Below are 22698 nucleotides of genomic sequence, written 5' to 3'. Positions count from 1 at the left end.
TGGCGCCCATCCCTGGGCGCGGCGCCGTCGGCGTGGAGGTGCCCAATCCCTCCCCGGAAATGGTGGTGCTGCGCGAGGTTCTCGACGTGCCGGACTTCCGCTCGGCGCGCGCGGCGCTGCCGATTGCGCTGGGCAAGGATCTCGAAGGACGGCCGGTCGTGGCCGATCTCGCGAAGATGCCGCACCTGCTGATCGCGGGCGCGACCGGGTCGGGCAAGTCCGTGTGCGTCAACACCATCATCACGAGCCTCGTGTACCGGCACACGCCGCGCACCCTGCGCTTCCTGATGGTCGATCCCAAGATGGTGGAACTCAGCGTGTACAACGCGCTGCCGCACCTGCGCCACAAGGTCATCACGGATAACCGTGATGCCGCCGCCGTGCTCAAGTGGGCGGTGATGGAGATGCAGGATCGCTATCGGTTGCTCGAAGCGAACGCCTGTCGCAACCTCCAGGAGTTCAATCGGCGGGTCACGCAGCATGAGGAGGGGGCAGGGGCTGCGGTGCTCAAGCCGCGTAGCCCCGACGTGGCCTTCGAGGACCGCACCTACGCCGGCGGCATCCTGCCGTACATCGTGGTCGTGATCGACGAAATGGCCGACCTCATGATGACCGTGCAAGGAGAGGTGGAGACACCGATCGCCATGCTGGCGCAGAAAGCGCGCGCGATCGGCATTCACCTCATCCTCGCCACCCAGCGGCCGAGCGTGAACGTCATCACGGGACTCATCAAGGCGAACTTCCCCTGCCGCATCGCATTCCGCGTGGCGTCGCAGGTGGACAGCCGCACGATCATTGACGGTGCCGGCGCCGAATCCTTGCTCGGCAACGGGGACATGCTCTTCATTCCCCCCGGTAAGTCGGAAGCCTCGCGTTTGCAGGGGGCGTATCTGTCGAGCGAGGATACCGAGGCGCTGTTGCGTTGGTATGACGACGCGCGGCTCCGCCTGGAGGCGGGGGCCGGAGGTCCCGGTGCCGGTGAGCCCGACATTCTGGAAGCGGTGCGCGCGCAGGAAGCCAAGGCTGCCGGTGGTGAGGACGAAGACGAACCGGGGGGCTCCGATGAGCGCGATGCACGATTCCGCGAGGCGGCGGAGGTGGTCATCCAGCATCGGCAGGGCTCCACGTCGCTGCTGCAGCGCCGCCTGAAGATCGGCTACGGGCGTGCCGCCCGGATCATCGATCAGTTGGAGGCGGCCGGCGTCCTGGCGCCCTCCGAGGGGGCGGCGCGTCCCCGCGACGTCCTGATCGGTGTGCAGGATCTGGATCGCATCTGCGGAGACGGTTAACCGCAAGCGCGGATTTAGCGTGCCAACTCCGGGGGGGCGTATTGACGAGCTACGTTGCTCCGGCGAACATAGACAGACTCCGCGTGTCCCCGGTCGGCATTCCGGATACCGTTCCGGATTCCGGAGTCCCGCCAATCGTCCGTGCGCAATGCCCGGACCGCTAAACCTCGAAGTATTTCCCTCCCTCACGAGGTGTGTGATGTCCCTGTTCCTCCGACGTATGCTGGCGACCACGGTGGTCGCGCTGGGTATGGTGCCCGGTGTGGCCGGCCGGTTGGCTGCCCAGAGTGGCGTGATCACCGGCAAGGTGACCGACGCGACGACGGGTCGGCCTATCGAGAACGCGCAAGTGGGCGCCCTGCTCACGGGTGGACAGCAGTACGGTGCCGTCACCGGTGCCGACGGCAGCTACCGCATCATCAATTTGCGTGACGGCAGCTACACCGTCACCGCTCGCCTGATCGGCTACGAGCGCAAGGCCGTGCAGAACGTGCGTCCCGGTCAGGTGGTGAATCTTGCCCTGACGCAGGCGACCACGACCCTCTCGCAGACCGTCGTCACCGCCAGCCGCTCGCGGCCGGAGAAGGCGCTCGATGCCCCGGCGTCGATCTCGGTCATCTCGAGCGAGCGCATCGAAACCACGCCGGCCGTTACGATTACCGACCATCTGCGTTCCACGCCGGGTGTCGATATCAACCGCGGCGGTATCGCGCAGGCCAACATCGTGGCCCGCGGCTTCAACAACGCGTTCAGCGGCTCGATGCTGATGCTGCAGGACTACCGCTTCGCCGGTGTGCCCTCGCTGCGCGTCAATGTGCCGTTCCTCTTCACGGGCACGAACGAAGACATCGATCGCATGGAAGTGCTGCTCGGCCCGGCGTCGGCGCTCTACGGCCCGAACAGCTCGAACGGCGTGCTGCACGTGATCACGAAGTCCCCGTTCAACTCGCAGGGCACCACGATCTCCGTGGACGGCGGTGAGCGTTCGGTCCTCCGCACCGGCATTCGCACGGCGCAGAAGCTGAACGACCAGATCGCGTTCAAGTTGTCCGGTGAGTACATGCAGGGGCGTGACTGGGAGTACACCGATCGGAGCGAGCCCACCACGTTCCCCTCGACCACGAACGTGCCGGCCGCGCGCCGCGGGCAGGCCAACCAGCGCGATTTCGATCTCAAGCGCTACACGGGGGAAGCGCGCCTCGACGTGCGCCCCACCGAGAACACCGAAGCCATCACCACGGTCGGCTACACCAACGTGGGCAGCGGCATCGAACTGACCGGCGCCAACGGCTCGGTGCAGATCAAGAACTGGACGTACCTCAGCCTCCAGCAGCGCTTCCGCTGGAACAAGCTCTTTGCTCAGGCCTTCCTGAACTCGAGCGACGCCGGCAACGACAATGCCCAGGACGATCAGGGCACGTTCCTGTTCCGCTCGGGGCAGCCGATCGTCGACAAGTCGCGCGTGGCGGCCGCCCAGCTGCAGCACGGCTTCGATCTCGGCAAGAAGCAGAGCTTCACCTATGGCGCCGATTACATCTGGACCAACCCGCGGACCGGCAACACGATCAACGGGGCCAATGAAGACGGCGACAACGTCACGGAGTACGGCGCCTACATCCAGTCCTCCACCAAGCCGAACAAGTATCTCGAGCTCCTGACGGCGGCCCGTGTGGACGGCAACAACGTGATCGAGGGGAGCTTCTTCTCGCCGCGCGCGGCGCTGATCGTGAAGCCGAACGAGAACCAGAACATCCGCTTTACCTACAACCGCGCGTTCAGCACGCCGGCGAACTTCTCGTTCTTCCTCGACCTCATCCAGACGCCAAACGTCGGTGGCTCGGGCTTCGACATCCGGGCCCGCGGCAATCCGCCGAAGACCGGCTTCCAGTTCGCCCGTAATTGCAACGGCAGCGCGCTGGGTTCGCTCTGCATGAAGTCGGCGTACGCCAACGGCGGCAACTTCACGGGCGTGTCCGCCGCGTCGGCATTCCCGGGAGCCATCACGGCGCTGTCGCCGCGCCTCCAGCCGGCGATCGCCGGTGCCCTGCAGGCGCAGGGCTTCCCGGCGGCCACGGCGCAGGCCGTCGCGGCCGGCATGCTGCAGTTCCTCGGCAGCCGCACGCCGGGCGCGTCGGATCTCGCCACGCGCGTATCGTACCTCACGGCGCCCACCACGGCCGTGACCGACGCCCAGATCACCGACATCCGCCCGCTCGCCGCCTCGTTCAACAACACGTACGAAATCGGCTGGAAGGGGATCGTCGGCAACAAGTTCCGTTTCGACATCTCGGCCTGGGGCCAGGAGCGTGGTGACGTCGGCACCTCGGCCGCGCTGGCTACGCCGAACGTGTTCTTCGGCAATCCCACGCAGCTCGGTGGCTACCTGGGGCAGCAGATCGGCGCCTTCCTCGCGACGCAGCCGCTCGGCCTGCCGGCCGCGCAGATCCAGGCGCTCGCGGGCGGTCTGGCACAGGCGCTCACGCCGAACGTGGCCGCCCTCCCGATCGGCGTGGTGACGTTCGCCAACGCGCCCACGGCGGCGAATGCGTTGTACGCCACCTACCTCACGTCCAACAGCAAGATCTGGGTGCGTGGCGTCGACATGGCGCTCGACGCGCAGGCTACCGATCGCGTGACGGTTGACCTCGCCTACAGCTACCAGAGCCGCAACGTCTTCCGTGGCATCGATGGCGGAAATGGCCAGCCGCTGATGTCGAACTCGCCGGGATCGCGTGGTTCGCTCGGCATGCGCTACAAGAACGAGGACAACGGCCTCGGGTTCGATCTCCGCGGGCGCTACAGCGAAGCCTTCCCGGTCAACTCGGGTGTGTACGCGACGAACGTGGCCTACGCGCTGGCCGCCGGTCAGGCGGGTGCGGCGGTGGGTGCGGCGGGCGGCGCGAACCGCTGCAGCCCGGCGCCGGCCGGCACTTTCTGTTACGAGAATGTGCCCGAGGCGTTCATCATGGACGCCCAGCTGTCGAAGCGTTTCGACCTGGGAGCCCAGAAGCTGACGTGGTCGCTCAACGCCACGAACCTGTTCGACAACCGCGTGCGCACGTTCCCGGGTGTCCCGGAGATCGGCCGCATGATCATGACCCGCCTGCAGTACACGTTCTGAGTGCACGGGCAGGTTCCCTCACACCCCACCGGTGTGAGGACGCGGCGGGGCGGCACCCAATCGGGTGTCGCCCCGCCGTGATTGTGTACCGGCGAAACGGTCGGGCGGGCAGGGATTAGCTTGCGTCATGATCCTGCTCGACCCGTTGGCGCGGCCCGTGATCGGACATCGTGGTAACCGCGCGCATGCTCCGGAAAACACGATCCCGTCGCTGCTCGAGGCCGTAGCGTTGGGGGTGGACGCCCTCGAGTTCGACCTGCGCGTGACGAAGGACGGCGTGCTTGTGTTGATGCACGATGCCACCCTCGATCGCACAACGGACGCCACCGGCCCCGTGATCTCGTACACGCGGGCGGATCTCCGCACCATCGACGCGGGGGCCCAGTTCAGCCGAGGGGGACCGGATTTTCCGTGGCGCGGGCGTGGTGTGGCCGTCCCCACGTTCGACGAGGTGATTGAGGCGTTGCCGCGCACGCTTCCGCTGATCGTCGAGGTCAAGACGCCGGCGGCTACGCCGCTCCTCGTCGAGGCGATCGCCCGCCATCGGCTGGAGTCGCGCGTCATCGTCGCGGGCTTCGATGCCAACGCCACTCGCGTGCTCCGCGGTGGGCGCGTGGCGCTCGGGGCCAGTACCCGCGCTGTAGCGGGACTCCTCGTGCCGGCGCTGCTACTGCGCCGCGCGGCGCCGTCGTGGTACCAGGCGCTGTGCATTCCCCCGGTCTACAAGGGCATTCCGGTCCCCATCTCAGCGCTCACCCGCGCCACGCGCCCGCATGGTGTCGTAACGCATGTGTGGACGGTTAACGACCCGGCGTTCGCACAGCGCCTCTGGCGGCTGGGCGTCAACGGCATCATCAGCGACGATCCGGCGCTGATACGCGCCGCCAGGCCTAGGGGCTGACGAGGGACGCTAGGCGGTTCACGGTGCACGTGCGCCCGCCCGTACGCTCGAATGATCCAACGTGACAACAATCGGTGCGGCGAGTGTCGGACGGGCGCGCTAGACTGCGCCATGACGAAAGCGCGACAGGAGCTTGGGCTGCTTGGAGAGCGGATCGCGGCGCGCTGGTTGTGCCGGCACGGGTGGGTCGTGGTGGCGCATCGCTTCCGCAGCGGCCACCGCGATATCGATCTCATCGTCCGGCGCCAGCACACGGTGGCGTTTGTCGAGGTCAAGGCCCGGCGTGGGGACCGGTTCGGCTCCCCGATTGAGGCGGTGCACGTCCGCAAGCAGCGGGAGTTGGCGCGGAGTGCCCGGATTTGGGTCGATCGGCACGGAACGCCAGCGCTCACGTACCGGTTCGACGTGTTCGGTGTCCTCGTGATCGGTCAGTCTGTCCGTGTTCGACACATCCCGAACGCGTTCTGTCTGTCCTGAAATCAGGCACTTGCGGGAGTTGTCCACATCGCACTTTCTTCGTACTTTATTCGGGTCTTGGCCCTGTCCGCGTTCTCCCTAGATTCTCGGAAGCCAGGGCATGGCAGCTTCACCCCTTACGACGGCGGTCCTCATGGCGGGTTCGGTGATTACAGACGACAAGCGCAAGGCCCTGGCGCTCGCGGTCGCACAGATCGAGAAGAGCTGCGGCAAGGGCTCGATCATGCGACTCGGCACAGACTCGAAGGTCCGCGTCGAGTCGATTCCCACGGGAGCGATCAATCTCGATGCCGCGATCGGCGTGGGTGGTATTCCGCGCGGGCGCATCACCGAGATCTACGGCCCGGAATCGAGCGGCAAGACCACGCTCTGTCTCCACGTGGTGGCGAACGCCCAGAAGGCGGGTGGCGTTGCGGCGTACATCGACGCCGAGCACGCGCTCGACACCGAGTACGCCAAGAAGCTCGGCGTCGACGTGGAGAACATGCTCATCTCCCAGCCCGACACGGGAGAGCAGGCGCTCGAGATCTGCGAAATCCTCGTGCGCTCCGGCGCCGTCGACGTGATCGTCATCGATTCCGTGGCCGCGCTCGTCCCCAAGGCCGAAATCGAGGGCGACATGGGCGATTCACATGTCGGCTTGCAGGCACGCCTCATGAGTCAGGCGCTCCGCAAGCTGACCGGTGCCATCGCGCGCTCGAAGGTCTCGGTGGTCTTCATCAATCAGTTGCGTGAGAAGATCGGCGTGATGTTCGGTAACCCGGAGACCACCACCGGCGGCAAGGCGCTCAAGTTCTACGCGTCGCTCCGCCTCGACATCCGTCGCATCGGACCGGTCAAGGAAAAGGAAGAGGTGATCGGCTCGCACGTGCGCGTGAAGGTGGTCAAGAACAAGGTGGCGCCGCCGTTCAAGCAGGCGGAGTTCGACATCATGTACGCCGAGGGGATCAGCCACACCTCGCTGCTGGTCGATATCGGCGCCGAATCGGGCATCATCGACAAGTCGGGTGCCTGGTACAGCTATGGATCGCAACGTATCGGTCAGGGGCGCGAGAATGCCAAGATGTTCCTCAAGGACAATCCCACGCTCATGGCCGAGATCGAGGAGAAGGTGAAGGTCGTGCTCGGCGTGAAGACGGCCGAGGGCGCTGGCGCTCCGGACGACGCGGAGGAGTAAGCGCGGGCGTCTGCGACTTGGGACACGCGTAAGGGCCGAGGGGTCGCTCGCGGTGGGAAGTGGTGCCCGGATCACCACGGCTCATCGTTGAGTGGCCCCTCGGCTCTTTTTCTATGACGAACTCCGAATCGATCACGCTCAAGGACCTGCGCGAATCGCCGCGCCGCCCCGGCCGCTATCTGCTCTCGCTCAGTGACGGGCAGCAATTGGTGGTGGGGATCGCTGTGCTCGCGGAGACTGGGGCCACCCGTGCGGGGGTGTCGCTCGGGCCCGAGGTGCTGGCCCGGCTCCTCCACGAGCACAGCATTACCGCGCTCGCCGATCGTGCGGTGGACGCATTGGCGCGGGGGCGACGCACCCGCCGGGAGCTCGAGCTCCGCCTGCGGCGCCATGAGGCCACGCCCGCCCAGATCCGTGAAGCCCTCGACCGTCTGGAAGCGGCCGGATTGCTGTCCGATGAGGCGGTGGCGCAGGCGGAGGCCTCGGCTCGACTTCGGCGCGGCGAGGCGCCGGCGAGGGTCACGCAACAGCTCCGGCGTAAGGGGGTGGCCGGGGCGGTGGTGAATCGCGCGGTGGCCGATGCCATCACTGATGATGGGTTCGACGAAATGGCGGCCTGCCGCGCCGTGGCGGAGAAGCGGGCGCGTACACTCGCTGGCGACGAACCCGTGGCGGCGGCGCGAAAGCTCCTCGGCTTCCTCCTCCGCCGTGGCTACAGTGGCACGGTGGCCCGTCGTGTGGTCGCTGAGGTTCTCGCCCGGCTGCAGTAGCGATCCAAGTCGGCTATATTGAGCGACTTATGCTCGCTGCCGAAATCCGCGCCCGATTCCTGGCCTACTTCGAAAAGAACGGCCACGCCATCCGTCCGAGCTCCTCGCTCGTACCCTCCGACGACCCGACCCTGCTGTTCACGAACGCCGGGATGGTCCAGTTCAAGAAGGTGTTCCTCGGCATGGAGGAGGCGCCCGGTGGAAAGCGGCGTGCCACCACGTCGCAGAAATGTGTGCGCGCCGGCGGCAAGCACAACGACCTCGAGCAGGTGGGGCACACCGCACGCCACCACACCTTCTTCGAAATGCTCGGCAACTTCTCCTTCGGGGACTACTTCAAGCGCGATGCCATTCGCTTCGCGTGGGAGTTCGTCACCGAGGAACTGAAGATTCCCCGTGAGCATCTCCGCGTGACCGTCTTCCACGAAGACGATGAAGCGCGCCAGCTGTGGAAGGACGTGGCCAACGTGCCGGACAACCGCATTTACGGCCTCGGGGCGAAGGACAACTTCTGGCAGATGGCCGACACCGGCCCATGTGGTCCGTGCACGGAGATCTACGTGGACCTCGCCAGAGTGGCGCCGGACTGGGCGTTCCCGGCCGATGCCAGTGGCGAATGGACGAACACCGATCTCGACGAGTACTCGCAGGATGCCTTCGTTGAAGGAGCCGAAGCCGGGCGCTTCCTCGAGATCTGGAACCTCGTGTTCATGCAGTTCGACCGACAGCCCGACGGGACGTTGGTGCCGCTCCCCAAGCCGTCGGTCGATACCGGGGCAGGGCTCGAGCGCATTGCGGCCGTCATGCAGGGCGTGACGAACAACTTCCACACCGACGGGTTCCGACCGCTGATCAGCAAGGTCGAGGAGATCGTCGGGATCGGCTATCCCTACCGTCCGGGCGTGGGGCTCGGCAAAGCGTTCGACAAGAGCGGCAAGGAAATCGACCCGGCCTCATTCCGCGTGCTTGCGGACCATGCGCGTGCGGTGGGCTTCCTGCTGGCCGACGGCGTGTTCCCGAGCAACGATGGGCGCGGCTATGTACTGCGCCGCATCCTGCGCCGCGCGGTGCGCCATGCCTGGCTGCTGGGACGCCGGGAGCCCACTCTCGTGCACGTGGTGGAGACGCTCATCGAGACGATGCGCGACATGTATCCGGAGCTCCACGTGCGCCGCAAGCACATTCTCGAAACGACCCGCGCCGAGGAAGAGCGCTTCCTCGCCACGATCGACGCGGGCATGAGCCGCTTTGACGAGTTGGCGCCCGAGGGGTCCACGCAGGGCTCATCGCGGCTGCGCGGCACGCTGTCGGGTGACGATGCTTTCCGTCTCTATGACACCTTCGGCTTCCCGATCGATCTCACCGAATTGATGGCGCGTGAGCGCGGCTACCTCGTCGATATCTCCGGATTCGAGCAGGCACTCGCGGCCCAGCGCAAACAGTCTCAGGACGAGCGCAAGTCGAAGCAGATTTCGGTGAGCGCCGACGACTTCGCCGATCCCACGCAGTGGACGCACGATCAGCAGCACGCGGCGGGGCTCGGGCGGTTCGTGGGCTACGACGTGATCGAGGTCGATACCGTGGTCACGGCGGTCCGGCAGCTCGCCGACGGGCGTGTGGCGGTCATGCTCCGCGAGACGCCGTTTTACGCGGAGTCTGGTGGGCAGGTGTCTGACCAGGGCGCCATCACGGGCGACGGGTGGAGTGTGCAGGTCAACGAGGTGCGCAAGGTTGATGGACGCATCGCCGCCATCGGCGTACCCAGCGGGGAGATCGTGTTCGGTCGGGCGCACGCCGCCGTGCCGCGCGCTCGGCGCGCGGACACTGAGCGGAATCACACGGCCACGCACCTCCTGCACGCCGCGCTCCGCAAGGTGCTGGGCGAGCACGTGCATCAGGCCGGATCGTTGGTGGCTCCCGATCGTCTGCGCTTCGACTTCACCCACCACGGGCCGATTACCGCGGAACAGCTGGCGGCGATTGAGGCCGATGTAAATGCCGGGGTCTGGGCTTCGGCGCCGGTGAACACCAAGGAGGAGTCGTACAACGACGCCGTGGCCCGAGGGGCCATGGCCCTCTTCGGTGAGAAGTACGGTGACGTGGTGCGGGTCGTGGAGATCCCCTCGCTGTCGGTGGAATTGTGCGGCGGCACGCACGTGCGCAACACGTCGGAGATCGGGTTGGTGCGTCTCACAAGCGAGAGCGGTGTGGCCGCCGGTGTGCGCCGCATCGAGGCGGTCAGCGGACCGCGTGCCTTCCAGTTCCTCGCCGAACGGGAACGCGCGTTGCTGACGGTGGCCGCACGGCTCAAGGTGCCGATGTCGGGGATGACGGCCGGTATCGAACAGATCGAGAAGAAGCTCGACGTGCTCATGGAGGAGCGGAAGCAGCTCGAGAAGCGCCTCGAGGAGGCGATGCGTGGGGGTGCGCAGGGCGGCGGTCTGGCGCAACAGCTCGTGGGCACAGCCTCCGACGTCGGTGGCACGCGGTACATCGCGGCGCGCGTGGACGTGCCCGACGTGAAGTCGCTTCAGGCGTTGGGTGACGCCGTGCGTGAGGCGTTGGGCAGTGGCGTGGCGTTACTCGGGGCGGCCTTGGCCGATGGCAAGGGCGCATTGCTCGCGGTGGCGACCGACGATGTTCGTGACCGCGGTCTTCGGGCCGACCTGATCGTACGGGACGTGGCCGCTACGGTTGGCGGCCGCGGCGGTGGCAAGCCGCACATGGCACAGGCTGGGGTGGAGGCATCGCAGATCGATGCGGCGCTGGCCGCTGGCAGTGCGGTGGTCTCACGCCTTGCGGTCGCTGGTTGATGCAGCCCGAGCGTGATGGCGCCGCGGCTGGGACGACTGACGGTCCGCCGTCTGCGACGCCTGCCGGTACGGTGGGTGAATGGCTGGCCCGCCTCGAGCCCGCCCCCCCCGCTGCACTTCACGCACGGTTGAGCGTGCTTCTCGCTGGTGCGGCCTCGCGCCCCGTCCGGGAGGTACCTGAGGCCTGCCTCGAAGCGGGCGAAGAGCTGCTCGACGCGCTACTGGCATCCGGCTCGACCTCGCGCGCATCGGCGCTGGACCTACTGGCCATCGACGCGCTGGTGACCTACGCCTTCCAGGCGGCGGCGGACGATCCTGCGCGGTTGGAAGAGCGTGCGGCGCAGGCCATGGCACGCATCGCGGCGCTGCCGGCGCGTCTACAGGGATGACGGTCGCGCACCGTGCGGTGAGCGCGCGGTGTGAGGGGCACACGGGCCGTGCTGCTCGTGGGTGGGCATGCGGGCGCAGTGGCTTCGAGGGATGCGAATGATCGACATTCATTCCCATCTGCTTCCGGGGGTGGACGACGGATCACCGTCGTTCGCCGTCTCGGTGCCGGTGCTGCAACGTTTTTGCGACGACGGCGTGACCACCGTGGTGTGCACCCCGCACCTCAATGCCAGCAAGGCGGCTGAGGCGCCCATTGAGCGGTATCGCGAGATCTTCGCGGAATTGCAGCGGCGCGCGCCAGCGGGTATCGGGTTGCAACTGGGCTGGGAGATCATGCTGGATACTCCCCATGTTGATCTCACCAGCCGTGAGCTGTCGCTCGGTGGTTCTTCTGCGGTCCTGGTGGAGTTCAGCCGCGGCGGCCTTCCTCGCGGCGCCACGGCGGAGCTACGGCGTCTTCGGCAGAGTGGCCGAGTACCGATTCTCGCGCACCCGGAGCGCTATTTTGGGTGCACGATCGACGCCGTCCGCGAATGGCGAACCGTCGGTGTGGTGATTCAGACCGATGCCTCGGTGCTCATGGGGCGCGGGGCGCCGGCCGGGCTGGCGCGTGCGATGCTCGCCGAGGGATTGATCGATATTCTCGCGTCGGACAATCACGGTGATCATCGGTCACTGGCGACCGCCCGCGACTGGTTGCGGGAGCGCGGCGGGGACGAACAGGTGGACCTGCTCACCTCCCGCAACGCACGTTGCATCCTGGACGATGAGGCCCCCATGCCGGTTCCGCCGCTCAAGCCCCGGCTGATGGACCGCATGAAACGGTTCTTCACGCGATAACAGCAACAGGCGTCAGCTCTCCCAATACCTTCCTCACATGAACACCAACGACGGCACGGCGGTGGCTCCGCTACTTGGCGCGCTTCGCGAACTCGCGGCGACCGCCGAGCGAACCGCAAATCGCCTCGAGGCACAGATCGAACAGGCGCTCGCGATGGTGCAAGCGACCATTTCGCGCGGTGGCACCCTGCTATTCTGTGGGAACGGCGGTTCGGCTGCCGACGCGCAGCACATGGCCACCGAGTACGTGGTGCGCTACATGCGGACTCGTCGCGCGTACCCCGCCATCGCACTCACCACCGATAGTTCGCTGTTGACGGCCACCGGGAACGATTTCGGGTTCGATCATATCTTTGAACGGCAGGTCGAGGCCCTCGGCAAGGCGGGCGATCTGCTCATCATCCATTCGACCAGCGGCAATTCCCCCAATGTCTTGCTCGCCGCCGATGCCGCGAGAGCGAAAGGCATCCCGGTGTTGGCGCTGAGCGCTAAAGATGGTGGTGCGCTGAAGGAGCGTGCCGATCTCTGCATCGTTGTGCCGACCACGCGCACCGATCGAGCGCAGGAGATCCACCTGTGCATCCAGCACGCGATCTGTGATGCCATCGAGGCCACGCTATGATCACACTGCAGGGAAAGACGGCCCTCGTGACGGGAGGCGCCCGCGGCATCGGCGCCGCATGTGCACGTCTCCTTGCCAAGGCCGGCGCCAACGTGGGCATTGCGTATCGTTCGCGCGACGCTGAGGCCAACGCACTCGTTGCGGAGCTCGAGCAGGCTGGTGTGCAGGCCTTCGCCTTCAAGGGAGATCTTGCCACGCGAAACGCCAACGATGCGTTCGTGGCGGAAGCGGTCCAGCGGTTCGGTCAGGTGAACATCTATGTGGGTAACTCCGGTGTTTGGCCGGACGTGGCGATCCCCGTCGGTGATCTCGATGACGAGCGGTGGCATCACACCATTGCCACGAACCTAGATGGCATGTTCTTTGGGGCTCGTGCGGCGGTCCGTCACATGCCCGATGGCGGGAGGCTCGTGTTTATCTCGAGTACCGCTGGGCAGCGCGGTGAAGCGGGGCATGCCGATTATGCGGCCAGCAAGGGCGCCATGATTTCCTTCGTGAAGTCGCTCGCCGTGGAGCTTGGCGCCCGCGACATCACGGTCAACAGTGTGGCCCCCGGGTGGGTCAACACTGAGGCCGTCGCCCGTCCGTTCTCGGGGAGCGGCCGCGATCGGATTGAGGCCAGTATCCCGCTGCGACGGGTGGCAAGCCCCGAGGATATCGCCGGTCCCGTCCTCTTTCTCGCCAGCCCCCTGGCACGTCACGTGACAGGAGAAATCCTCAACGTGAACGGCGGGAGCGTGCTCTGCGGGTGACTCCTCCAACGCTCCGGCCACCTGGTCAGGTCGTCGAGATCGCCCGCACGCTGCAGCTGGCGGGCTTCGAGGCATGGTGTGTGGGTGGGGCGGTCCGCGATGCGCTGTTGGGCTTGGCGCACCTCGACTGGGATTTGGCCACCTCGGCCACTCCCCAGGAGGTGCGCCGGCTGTTCAAGCGGACAGTGCCGGTCGGCATTGAGTTCGGGACCGTTGGGGTGCTCGATCGCGATGGGCGCATGCACGAGGTCACGACCTTCCGGCATGACGTCCAAACGGATGGACGGCATGCGGTGGTGCAGTTCGGAGCGTCTCTCGACGAAGACCTGGCGCGCCGTGATTTCACCATCAACGCCATTGCCTACGATCCGATCGCGAAGCAATTGCGCGATCCATTCGAGGGCCAACAGGATCTCGGGCGGCGCATGGTCCGTGCCGTGGGCGTGGCCGACGAACGCATGCGCGAGGATCGCCTGCGGGCCCTTCGCGCTATTCGCTTCGCCGCCCGGTTCGACTTCACCATTGACGACGCCACCTGGAACGCCATCGTGGCCAGTGCCCCATACCTCACGCGTCTTTCTCCCGAGCGCGTGAGGCAGGAGCTCGAGAAGACCGTGGAGCAGGTCGTGTGCCCGTCGGTCGCGTTTACCCGTTGGCGGGACAGCGGTGCGTTCGGGGCACTGATCCCCTCGCTCGCCGATGTCTCGCCCTCGGCGCTGGCCTCGGTCGATGCACTGCCGCTGCCCACGCTCGCCTCACGCCCCCTGCGCAAACTGCTCCGCTTTGCGGCCCTGTTCGGTGGGCTCGATGGCAAGTCTGCTGAACGGGCGTTGCGGGCCCTCCGGTTTTCCAATCACGATATCGCCACGATCTCGGCCCTCGTGGAGCGAATGACGGTGCACGGCGCAGTGCTGGAGGCACAGTTCCGGTCCCATGGCGTGCCCGCGGATGCCGCACTGCGGGCGTTGGCTGCGTCGCTCGGACGCCTGCGCGCGGCGGGCTTTTCGCGGCTGCTTGCGGCGCGTCTGGCCGTGACCGAGCCACCGGTGCCCGCGCCCATCCTGCGATTGTTTCATCGCCGCCTGCTGCGCGTGGCGTTTCGCGATGCGATCGAAGTGGCCGATCTGGCAGTTGACGGTGATGACCTCCGTGCCGCAGGAATTGCAGCGGGGCCGACTCTCGGTCGCATCCTGCAGGCGCTGATCGCGGAGGTCATCGAAGACCCGTCGGCCAATACCCGCGATGCTTTGCTGGCACGTGCGCGCGCGATGGCATCCGTAGGAAACGCGTGAGCGAGCTCTCCATGCTGGCGTCCTCGGACCGCCGTCGCTATCGCAGTGGCGAGGACTGGTTCGTGGTGAGTACCGCAGGTACGGTGGTCTGCACCGTCGTGGGCGCGACCGCCGAGCGAACGGTCGACTTGCTCCATGCGCTGTCGGTCCATCTCGACCCCGCGGTGGATGTGCGGATCAGCGACGTGCGCACGGGTCGGTGTTGGGCGGGCAATCTGCGTGCGCTCCCGGAGGTGCGCGATGCGATCGGGCGCTTGCGCCTACCGCTGGCAGCGTACGGCGGCGTGGAGGTCAGTCTGTTCACAGGCGATGACCAGCTGACGGTCACACCGGAGCTCCTGCTCGTCATCTATGCGCGCAGTGATCGTTGGAGCGATCTGCTCAACGCCATGGGGCTGGTGAAGCGGTCGGCCGCGCCGCCGCCAACGTGGACGCCCACGCGTGCCGTCCTGCAACAGGAGCGGCCGCTGCTGCAGGCACTCGAGTCGGCCGCTGCTAGGCTCACCCTCTCCGAGTGTGCGCCGTGACTCGTCCGCCGTCGAAAGGGGCAAGCGCCGCGGGCCCGTCGCTGTTCGCCGCCAGCGCCAAGATCGAGCCGCTCGCCGCACGTATGCGCCCCGAACGCCTCGAGGATGTGCTCGGCCAGCAGCACCTGTTGGCTGCGGGGCGACCACTCGGCGATGCCATCCGCAACGGTAGTATCGGTAGCGTGATCCTGACTGGACCAAGTGGTACCGGCAAGACAACGGTTGCGAGCTTGATCGGTCGCTATACCCGGCAAAGTGTCGTGGTGCTGAATGCCGTGACGGACGGTATTCCCCGGCTGCGGGAGATCGTGCAGGAGGCGGAGCACCGGCTCAACAGCGAGGGGCGACGTACGCTCGTCGTGGTCGATGAGATCCACCGGTGGGCCAAGTCGCAGCAGGACGCATTGCTCCCGCATGTCGAAAGTGGGGTGATCTCATTGTGCGGTGCCACCACGGAGGTACCGGCGTTCGCGGTGGTCGGGGCATTGCTTTCCCGCTGCCGCGTGTACGCGCTCCGCCCACTCGGCCAGGAGGACGTGCGCCAGGTGATCACGCGGGCACTACACGACGCAACCCGGGGCCTCGGCGCCCTTGCGCTCGTCATGGAAGACGACGCGGTCCAGTGGTTAGCGGAGCAGAGCGACGGCGATGCGCGGCGTGCCCTCGGCGCACTTGAGGCCGTGGCGGTGACCGTGACGCCGGGCGCCTCGATCACGGTCGAGGCGTTGTCCGGGGCGCTGGGCGTGCGCGTTGTGAGTTACGACCGCATCGATGTGGACCGTAACGCGGTGCTCTCGGCCTATCATAAGTCCTGCCGTGGCTCGGACCCGCATGCCGCCCTCTACTGGCTTGCTCGTGCCTTGCTGGCGGGGGAGGATGCGCAAGTATTCCTCCGGCGCTTGGCGGCGATTGCCACCGAGGACATTGGCCTCGCGGATCCTGCGGCATTGCAGGTCGTGATGACGGCCTGGGAGGCCTACAGACGACTGGGGCCAGCGGAGGGCGAGCGTGCCGTTGCTCAGGCGACGGTCTATTGCGCGTCGGCACCGAAGTCGAACCGGCTGTACATGGCGTGGGCGCTCGCGCGCGAGGCGGCACAGGGGACGCCGGCACTACCGGTACCGGCGCACTTGCTCAATTCTGAAATGCACCTGCGCGCTGATGAAGAGCGCCGAGTGCCGTACCAGTATCCGCATGATTTTCCCGGCGCCTTCGTGGCGCAGAGGTACCAGCCGGACGAACTACAGGGGCGTACGTACTATCGTCCGGGCCCGTTCGGCGAGGAGAAGCGCATCGCGCAACGGCTCGCGTGGTGGGCCGAGCGTGGGGGGCCACCAGTCGAACCTCAAGGGGATCAGTAACCGCCGCTGATGTTCGGCGCGTGCGACGGGTGCTGGTCATGGGGTCGTGTGTCACGGGAACTCGGCGGTGGGAATGGGTACCAGTCGGTAAGTCGTCGTCTGTCTTCGTCCGGAACTATGCGTATGCCCACTATCGAGCTCTCTTCTGCGCGTCGTCGCCGCTTCTTCGTGGCCTCTGCCGTTGGCCTCGGTGCCATGTCGCTCCTTGGGTGTGCCACCCTCGGACGCGCTACCTTCAAGGAGCCCGCCGTACAGTTGCGGGAAGTCGTCGTGACCGGGCTCGGATTGACTGGCGGCAGCCTGGAGGTGGTGCTTTCGGTGTCCAACCCCAACCGCTACCGTCTCGATGCGTTGGGGATGACGTATCGGGTGGATGTGGACTCGACAAAGGTAGGCGACGGCGCACTCAATGACCGATTCGTGGTGGCGGCAAAAGACTCCTCGCTCGTTCGCCTCCCCATCCGCTTCACTTACGCCGGACTGGGCGCCGCCGGGCGCGCGCTCATCCAGTCGGGAACGGTCCAGTACCGCGTGCGCGGCGACTTCACCGTGGCTACGCCACTCGGCAACTTCACCCGTCCGTACGACCGTACAGGCCGCTACTCGTCGGTCGCCGGCAATCGACGATAGATTAGAAGGGTAAGTCCGAGGCCGCCGCGGGGCGGTGGTGATTCTTCAGCACAGGTAGCGTCTCATCAGTCGCGAGCCAATCAATCTCACGCCGCCTATTGAACGGGCGATCCTCGTCAGCGCGCCGTTCAAGCGCAGTTCGGCGAAGCACACCGTTGACGAGCATCTCGAAGAGCTCGGGCGCCTTGCCGATACGGCCGGTGCGCAGGTCATCGGCACCCTGACGCAGCAGCTCGACCGGCCGCACCCCGGGACGTATCTGGGATCGGGGAAGGTGGAGGAGCTCAAGCTTCGCATTCAGGAACTTGGCGCCACGCTGGTCATTTTTGATGACGAGCTCTCGCCGGCGCAGGGAAAGAACATCGAGCAGATCGTGCGCACGCGCGTGATGGATCGCGCAGAGCTCATCCTTGATATCTTCGCTACGCGTGCGCGCTCGAGTGAAGCGCGCATGCAGGTGGAGTTGGCGCAGCTCGAGTATCTGCTGCCGCGGCTGACGCGGATGTGGACGCACCTCGAGAAGATGCGGGGCGGCATCGGTATGCGCGGTCCCGGCGAAACGCAGCTCGAGACCGATCGCCGGCTCATTCAGCACCGGATCCGTATTCTCAAGGAGCGCCTCGCCGACGTCGAGCGGGCGCGCGAGATTCAGCGGCAGGGACGTCACGCGCACTTCCGGGTGGCGCTGGTGGGATACACCAACGCCGGTAAGTCGTCGATCCTGCGCGTAATGGCCGGCGACGGTGACGTGTTCGTGGAGGATCGCCTCTTCGCTACACTGGATCCGCTGACACGTGAGGTGCCGGTTGGCGACGGGTACACGGTGCTGCTCACCGATACGGTCGGATTCATCCGCAAGCTGCCTCACCATCTCGTTGCGTCCTTTCGTGCCACGTTGGCAGAGGCCCGCGAGGCCGATCTCCTGCTGCACGTGATCGACGCCAGTCATCCGGCGTGGGAGGAACAGCGCGATGTGGTCGACGGGGTACTGAACGAGCTCGGGTTGGCCGAGCGTCCCGTGGCCTACGTCATGAACAAGATGGATGCCGTCCCTGAGAGCGAGCAGGGAGCCATGCGCGAGCGGGTCGCCAACCTGATGCCCAATTCGCTCTTCGTCTCGGCGATTGCCGACGGTGGGCTCGACGGATTGCGCCGGTTACTGCTTGACAGCCTGCGCCAGCAGCGACCGGTTCTGGAGGTGCGGATACCGGCCGCGGATGGGCGTCTGATCGCCGAGGTCCACCGAGATGGTGAAGTGCTTGACCAGGAGGCCGAGGAGGATGTCATCGTCCTGCGTGCGCGCCTCGACGAACGCTCGATCGGCCGGCTGCGCCAGGCGGGGGCGCGGGTGAAGGTGGTGCAGAGCGTGAACCGCCCCTCTGGAATGCCCAGGGGCACCGCGGTTCCGCTGCCGTGAGGGTAACACAAAGGGCCGGTGATCGACTGATCACCGGCCCTTTGCAAGTGGGCGCGCAGGGACTCGAACCCCGGACCTCTGCTGTGTGAAAGCAGCGCTCTAACCAGCTGAGCTACGCGCCCGATCACCGAACCGACGATGTGCGGCGGACGGATCGAAAACGTAACGGGACGCGTCTGGCGTGGGAAGCCCCCCACTGAAAAAGCAGCGCCCCGGTGCAGGGCACCGGGGCGCGAGTGGTCCGGGTGGGACTTGAACCCACGATCGATCGATTATGAGTCGACTGCTTTAACCGACTAAGCTACCGGACCGCACAAACCCGTACGGGAAAGTTGAGGCTTGGCGCGCGATCCGCCACCCCTCGCTGTTCATGGCGTGGCATCGTGCAGCCCGGCATGATGTGCATCGAACGCGTCGAGGACTTCGGCGGTCGACACCGTGGCCGCACCGAGCTTGCCGACTTCCACGCCGGCCGCATAGTTCGCGACGATGGCCGCCTCGAGTGCCGTGGCGCCAGCCGCAAGCATGGTGGCGAGGTACGCCGTGACGGTATCGCCGGCACCCACCACGTCGTACACTTCGCGCGCTGTCGTGGGCACGCGATGAACGACGCCGTCCGATGACACGAGGGCCATACCGCGCTCGCCGAGGGTGAGCAGCAGATGCTCCACACCGAGGCGGCCGAAGGTGTCCGGCAGTGCGGCCGGATGCTCGAGGTCCACCGCCGCACCCAGTGCGCTTTCGAGTTCCCGTCGGTTCGGCTTGAACACGGTGGCGCCGCGGTACGCGAAGAAATTCCGGAACTTGGGGTCGACGACGATCGGCAGACCGCGTTCGCGCGCCAGGCGAATAGCCCCCTCGATGACTGCAGGAACGAGTACGCCCTTGTTGTAATCCTCGAAAACCAGCGCCGTGGCGTGTGGCATCGCGGCGGCGATGGCCTCGAGCACGCGTTGTAGGTCACGGGCGTCGAGATCGGCGTCGTCTTCCTCGTCGAAGCGAACGAGCTGCTGCGACCGGGCCATCACGCGGGTCTTCGTCGTGGTAGGGCGGGCCACCGTCACCAGCGAGCGGGATTCCATGCCCCCGCCATCGAGGTGGTGGCGCAAGGTCGTGCCGGCCACGTCATCGCCGACCACGGCCACGAGATCACACCCGGCGCCGAGCGCCGCCACGTTCTGCGCCACGTTGGCCGCGCCGCCGAGGGCGAGCTTGCGATCGCGTACCCGCACCACGGGCACCGGCGCCTCGGGGGAAATGCGGTCCACGTCACCGCGCAGGTACACGTCGAGCATGGCGTCACCGATGATGACCACATGCTGGCGGCTCCCGGCGGCGAGTAGCGCCTCGAGACGGGCGCGGGTAATGAAAGGCGTCATTCACATAAGCTAAGCGATCCGGCCGTCCAGTCAGTACCTTGCCGTGACTCCGGGCGCCGCCACCGTGGCGGTGTGTCGGCCCGACGGACCACTCGCGCACATGACCGCCGCCTCGCCTACTCCCGCCGCCTCCAAAGCCGCCCCCGCCGCGTCGCCGCTGCTCGTTCTGGCGCTGTCGCTCGTGGGAATTTCCTTTGCGGCACCACTCATCCGGCTCTCCAACGCCGACCCGCTCGTAATCGCCACGTGGCGATTGGGTTTTTCGATGCTCATCGTCGCGGTCGCGCTGGGTGTTGGTGGCGGTTGGCGTGAATGGCGAACGCTTGCCCCGCGTGAGTACCTGTTTGCCGCCGGTGCCGGCGTACTGTTGGCCGTGCACTTCTGGTCGTGGAACGCGTCACTGCGCTACACCACCGTGGCGGCGTCGGTGGCGCTGGTGAATCTGCAGCCGGTGATCATTGCCATCGTCTCGGCGCTGTGGCTGCGGGAGTCGCCGTCGGGCAGGCAATGGGGCGGCATTGTCGTGGCGGTGGTGGGTGCGCTCGTGGTGGGCGTCGCCGATGTCCCCGGCGGCCTGGCGGCCATCGGTCCGGCGCTGCTCGGGAAGGGGACGGAGGGTGGCGGGTCCCGCGCCCTCTTCGGTGACCTGCTCGCCATGCTCGGGGCGGTGACGGCCGCGGGCTATTACCTCATCGGTCGGCGCATTCGGCAGCACCTTGGGATTTGGCCGTACGTGGCGCTCGTGTACGGCGCTGCGTTCGTGACTTGCGTGGTGCTCTCCCTGATGGCGGGCAAGCCCCTCTCCCCGCAGCCGCCGCGCGAACTGGCGATCTTTGCCGGGCTCGCGGCGGGTCCCATGCTACTCGGCCATACCGGAATGAACTGGGCGCTCGGGCATCTGCCGGCCTTCATTGTGAATCTCACCACGCTCGGGGAACCGATCGGTGCCACGATACTTGCCGCGCTCCTGCCGGGTATCGCCGAGGTGCCCGGTGCTGGAACGATCGCCGGTGGCGTTCTGGTCCTAGGGGGGGTCCTGCTGGCGGCGAGGAAATAGCGGGTACCGGGCGGGGAGCGGCCCCGGATCGGTTATCTTACCGAGGTGTGGATTCCAGACTCCTTCAGCGCCCGCTCGGGCCCCCCTGACGCGGACCCGCTCCGACCGATCGGCAACGGATTCGGGCCCCCGGCGCAGACACGTTCTCTGGACGTCGTGGTTACCCGTGATGGCCTGGTCGAATCGCGTCACCGCGTCCATGCGGCTGTGGTGTCCGCCGAGGGCGCGCTGATCGACGCCGCACGTGATCCGGAGTTGCCGGTCTGGTGGAGATCCTGCGCCAAGCCCTTTCAAGTGATGCCGCTGTTGCGCAGCGGCGGTTTCGATGCGTTGGGCTGGGGGGTGGAGGAACTGGCGCTCGCGTGTGCGTCGCACGGGGGCGAACCGGAACATGTCGCGATCGCCCAGCGCATGCTCGAGCGGCTCGGCCTCGAGGAGGGCGACCTCGCCTGCGGCCCGCACGAGCCGTTGGCCAGCCGCGGGGCGCGCGTGATTCGGGACTCGGCGCAACGGATCACGCGTCTCCACAACAACTGTTCCGGCAAGCATGCCGCAATGCTGGCGCGCGCCGCCCAGCTCGGTGCTCCCACCGCCGGGTACGAGCGAGCACCGCACGCGGTGCAGCAGGACTGCCTGCGGGCGGTCGCTGAGTGGACGGGCATGGTGATCCCCAGGATTGGTGTAGGGGTGGATGGCTGTGGCGTCTCGGTGTTTGCCTTGCCCCTCGCCAACATGGCGTTGGCATACGCGCGTCTGGTGCGTGCCGCCGCCGAGGGCGACGCCGCGAGCCGGCGCGTGGTGAGCGCCATGACTTCGCACCCGTTCCTCGTCGGTGGTACCGATCGCTTCGATACGCTGCTCATGAACGCCTGTGGCGGGAACGTGGTGTGCAAGATCGGCGCGGAAGGGGTGCACACGTTTGCCATCGTAGACCGAGGGCTCGGTTTTGCCCTCAAGGTCGAAGACGGTGCACCGCGTGCGCAGTATCCGGCCGTGCTGGCATTGCTTGCCGCCTATGATGCGCTGCCAGCCACCCTCCCCGAGCCCCTGCGTGAGTATGTGCAGCGGGCCGTGCGCAATACGCGCGGGGAAGCGGTGGGCCTCATCCGGGTGGGCCACATGGATGTAGGTGATCGGTTGGAATTCGCCTCCTGACCTCGGGTGACCACGATGAAGGCACCCGTGCGTGCGGCCGATGAGACGGCGCCACTTTCGATGACGCCCAACGTGGCAGGCGGCATTATGCTGCCCTCGCTTGATATGGAGACGGCGGCGCTGGTCCAACTCGCGGCGGTGCTCGCCGGCGGAAGCGAGTCGCAGGTGCGCGTAGCGCTCGCCGACGTCGTGGGCCGTGTGCGTGATGTCTGGGTGGAAGAGGTGATTCTGCAGACGTACCTCTTTGCCGGATTTCCCCGCGCCCTCAACGCGGCGCGCGAGTGGCGTCGGCTCAGCGGGGTGCCGGCTCCCGAGCAGGACCTCTACGGCATCGAGGAACCGCTCGAGCGGCAGGAGAAAGGCGAGGCGACATGCTCCACCGTGTACGGGCGGTTCTACGAACGCCTTCGCGTGAATATCCATGCGTTGCATCCGGCGCTCGATCGGTGGATGGTCGAAGAGGGGTACGGCAAGGTGCTGTCGCGTGCGCCGCTCGATCTGGCGCGCCGCGAGCTGTGCGTGGTCGCGGCCTGTGCCATCGCCCGGCAGGATCGGCAGTTGCACTCGCACCTCCACGGAGCGCTGCATGCCGGGGCCGCCGAGGCGACCGTGTCGGCGGCGCTCGACGTGATTGCGCCTTTGCTTCATGCCGACGATGTGCGGCGGTACCAGGGGCTGTGGGCGCGGGTGTTGGGCAAATAGCGCACCGGATGGTGCGTGAGCAGCAG

20 protein-coding genes and 2 tRNA genes are annotated in these 22698 nt (G+C 66.7%); 19 read left to right on the top strand and 3 right to left on the bottom strand.

Going from position 1 to position 22698, the window contains the following annotated elements:
• The 16 genes from ACIQ51_RS04565 to hflX all read left to right on the top strand — a co-directional run.
• Positions 1-1289, top strand: a 1289-nt coding sequence (locus ACIQ51_RS04565) for a DNA translocase FtsK (RefSeq protein WP_396203824.1), incomplete at its 5' end; no start/stop codon positions are given.
• Between the two features lie 199 nt (positions 1290-1488).
• A complete protein-coding gene (locus ACIQ51_RS04560; RefSeq protein ID WP_396203823.1) occupies positions 1489-4410 on the top strand; it encodes a TonB-dependent receptor domain-containing protein in 2922 nt (973 codons plus the stop codon).
• 127 nt (positions 4411-4537) lie between these two features.
• A complete protein-coding gene (locus ACIQ51_RS04555; protein ID WP_396203822.1) occupies positions 4538-5311 on the top strand; it encodes a glycerophosphodiester phosphodiesterase family protein in 774 nt (257 codons plus the stop codon).
• Between the two features lie 111 nt (positions 5312-5422).
• Positions 5423-5788 carry a YraN family protein gene (locus ACIQ51_RS04550; protein ID WP_396203821.1) on the top strand — a complete coding sequence of 122 codons (366 nt, stop codon included), beginning with the start codon at positions 5423-5425 and terminating at the stop codon, positions 5786-5788.
• Between the two features lie 100 nt (positions 5789-5888).
• Positions 5889-6965, top strand: coding sequence for a recombinase RecA (recA, locus tag ACIQ51_RS04545; protein ID WP_396203820.1), 1077 nt, complete (start codon positions 5889-5891; stop codon positions 6963-6965).
• Between the two features lie 113 nt (positions 6966-7078).
• Positions 7079-7735, top strand: coding sequence for a regulatory protein RecX (locus ACIQ51_RS04540; protein ID WP_396203819.1), 657 nt, complete (start codon positions 7079-7081; stop codon positions 7733-7735).
• A 29-nt stretch (positions 7736-7764) separates the two neighbouring features.
• Positions 7765-10548 carry an alanine--tRNA ligase gene (gene alaS / locus ACIQ51_RS04535; protein ID WP_396203818.1) on the top strand — a complete coding sequence of 928 codons (2784 nt, stop codon included), beginning with the start codon at positions 7765-7767 and terminating at the stop codon, positions 10546-10548.
• A 128-nt stretch (positions 10549-10676) separates the two neighbouring features.
• On the top strand, positions 10677-10937 hold the full coding sequence (locus ACIQ51_RS04530; protein WP_396203817.1) for a hypothetical protein: 261 nt from the start codon (positions 10677-10679) through the stop codon (positions 10935-10937).
• Positions 10938-11034: 97 nt separating this feature from the next.
• Positions 11035-11778 carry a tyrosine-protein phosphatase gene (locus tag ACIQ51_RS04525; RefSeq protein ID WP_396203816.1) on the top strand — a complete coding sequence of 248 codons (744 nt, stop codon included), beginning with the start codon at positions 11035-11037 and terminating at the stop codon, positions 11776-11778.
• Positions 11779-11815: 37 nt separating this feature from the next.
• Positions 11816-12400, top strand: a complete 585-nt coding sequence (locus tag ACIQ51_RS04520) for an SIS domain-containing protein (RefSeq protein WP_396203815.1) — start codon at positions 11816-11818, stop codon at positions 12398-12400.
• Positions 12397-13152, top strand: coding sequence for an SDR family NAD(P)-dependent oxidoreductase (locus tag ACIQ51_RS04515; RefSeq protein WP_396203814.1), 756 nt, complete (start codon positions 12397-12399; stop codon positions 13150-13152). Before ACIQ51_RS04520 ends, ACIQ51_RS04515 begins: the two co-directional genes overlap by 4 nt.
• Positions 13149-14444 carry a CCA tRNA nucleotidyltransferase gene (locus tag ACIQ51_RS04510; protein WP_396203813.1) on the top strand — a complete coding sequence of 432 codons (1296 nt, stop codon included), beginning with the start codon at positions 13149-13151 and terminating at the stop codon, positions 14442-14444. Before ACIQ51_RS04515 ends, ACIQ51_RS04510 begins: the two co-directional genes overlap by 4 nt.
• Positions 14441-14971, top strand: a complete 531-nt coding sequence (locus ACIQ51_RS04505) for a hypothetical protein (protein ID WP_396203812.1) — start codon at positions 14441-14443, stop codon at positions 14969-14971. The genes ACIQ51_RS04510 and ACIQ51_RS04505 overlap by 4 nt, the downstream gene beginning before the upstream one ends.
• Positions 14968-16332: a replication-associated recombination protein A gene (locus ACIQ51_RS04500; RefSeq protein WP_396203811.1), complete on the top strand. Its 1365-nt coding sequence runs from the start codon at positions 14968-14970 to the stop codon at positions 16330-16332. The genes ACIQ51_RS04505 and ACIQ51_RS04500 overlap by 4 nt, the downstream gene beginning before the upstream one ends.
• 117 nt (positions 16333-16449) lie before the next feature.
• On the top strand, positions 16450-16962 hold the full coding sequence (locus tag ACIQ51_RS04495; RefSeq protein WP_396203810.1) for an LEA type 2 family protein: 513 nt from the start codon (positions 16450-16452) through the stop codon (positions 16960-16962).
• Between the two features lie 64 nt (positions 16963-17026).
• Positions 17027-18379 carry a GTPase HflX gene (gene hflX, locus ACIQ51_RS04490; RefSeq protein WP_396203827.1) on the top strand — a complete coding sequence of 451 codons (1353 nt, stop codon included), beginning with the start codon at positions 17027-17029 and terminating at the stop codon, positions 18377-18379.
• 48 nt (positions 18380-18427) lie between these two features.
• On the opposite strand, the gene ACIQ51_RS04485 is transcribed toward hflX, so the two are convergent.
• The 3 genes from ACIQ51_RS04485 to ACIQ51_RS04475 all read right to left on the bottom strand — a co-directional run bounded on the left by ACIQ51_RS04485 (position 18428) and on the right by ACIQ51_RS04475 (position 19758).
• Positions 18428-18501 (bottom strand) — tRNA-Val (locus tag ACIQ51_RS04485).
• A gap of 115 nt (positions 18502-18616) precedes the next feature.
• Positions 18617-18690: transfer RNA gene (locus ACIQ51_RS04480), tRNA-Ile, on the bottom strand.
• 57 nt (positions 18691-18747) lie between these two features.
• Positions 18748-19758, bottom strand: coding sequence for a bifunctional heptose 7-phosphate kinase/heptose 1-phosphate adenyltransferase (locus ACIQ51_RS04475; protein ID WP_396203809.1), 1011 nt, complete (start codon positions 19756-19758; stop codon positions 18748-18750).
• A 43-nt stretch (positions 19759-19801) separates the two neighbouring features.
• Here ACIQ51_RS04475 and ACIQ51_RS04470 point away from each other — a divergent pair, with 43 nt between their 5' ends.
• The 3 genes from ACIQ51_RS04470 to ACIQ51_RS04460 all read left to right on the top strand — a co-directional run bounded on the left by ACIQ51_RS04470 (position 19802) and on the right by ACIQ51_RS04460 (position 22672).
• Positions 19802-20815, top strand: coding sequence for a DMT family transporter (locus ACIQ51_RS04470; protein WP_396203808.1), 1014 nt, complete (start codon positions 19802-19804; stop codon positions 20813-20815).
• Positions 20816-20971: 156 nt separating this feature from the next.
• Positions 20972-21970 (top strand): asparaginase, encoded by a 999-nt coding sequence (locus ACIQ51_RS04465; protein ID WP_396203807.1) that lies wholly within the window; start codon positions 20972-20974, stop codon positions 21968-21970.
• 15 nt (positions 21971-21985) lie between these two features.
• Positions 21986-22672: a carboxymuconolactone decarboxylase family protein gene (locus ACIQ51_RS04460; protein ID WP_396203806.1), complete on the top strand. Its 687-nt coding sequence runs from the start codon at positions 21986-21988 to the stop codon at positions 22670-22672.
• The last annotated feature ends 26 nt before the right edge of the window (positions 22673-22698 follow it).

This window comes from Gemmatimonas sp. (genome assembly GCF_044344655.1).
Lineage (GTDB): Bacteria > Gemmatimonadota > Gemmatimonadetes > Gemmatimonadales > Gemmatimonadaceae > Gemmatimonas.
Note: the sequence above shows the minus strand (reverse complement) of the source record. Positions and strands in the feature narration are given on the sequence as shown.

Bases quoted from the DNA above. Each gene is read 5' to 3' on its own strand.
- ACIQ51_RS04475 (WP_396203809.1), bottom strand. From the start codon at position 19,758: ATGACGCCTTTCATTACCCGCGCCCGTCTCGAGGCGCTACTCGCCGCC.
- recA (WP_396203820.1), top strand. From the start codon at position 5,889: ATGGCAGCTTCACCCCTTACGACGGCGGTCCTCATGGCGGGTTCGGTG.
- alaS (WP_396203818.1), top strand. From the start codon at position 7,765: ATGCTCGCTGCCGAAATCCGCGCCCGATTCCTGGCCTACTTCGAAAAG.
- ACIQ51_RS04560 (WP_396203823.1), top strand. From the start codon at position 1,489: ATGTCCCTGTTCCTCCGACGTATGCTGGCGACCACGGTGGTCGCGCTG.
- ACIQ51_RS04525 (WP_396203816.1), top strand. From the start codon at position 11,035: ATGATCGACATTCATTCCCATCTGCTTCCGGGGGTGGACGACGGATCA.
- ACIQ51_RS04540 (WP_396203819.1), top strand. From the start codon at position 7,079: ATGACGAACTCCGAATCGATCACGCTCAAGGACCTGCGCGAATCGCCG.
- ACIQ51_RS04515 (WP_396203814.1), top strand. From the start codon at position 12,397: ATGATCACACTGCAGGGAAAGACGGCCCTCGTGACGGGAGGCGCCCGC.
- ACIQ51_RS04550 (WP_396203821.1), top strand. From the start codon at position 5,423: ATGACGAAAGCGCGACAGGAGCTTGGGCTGCTTGGAGAGCGGATCGCG.
- ACIQ51_RS04495 (WP_396203810.1), top strand. From the start codon at position 16,450: ATGCGTATGCCCACTATCGAGCTCTCTTCTGCGCGTCGTCGCCGCTTC.
- ACIQ51_RS04520 (WP_396203815.1), top strand. From the start codon at position 11,816: ATGAACACCAACGACGGCACGGCGGTGGCTCCGCTACTTGGCGCGCTT.
- ACIQ51_RS04460 (WP_396203806.1), top strand. From the start codon at position 21,986: ATGAAGGCACCCGTGCGTGCGGCCGATGAGACGGCGCCACTTTCGATG.
- ACIQ51_RS04555 (WP_396203822.1), top strand. From the start codon at position 4,538: ATGATCCTGCTCGACCCGTTGGCGCGGCCCGTGATCGGACATCGTGGT.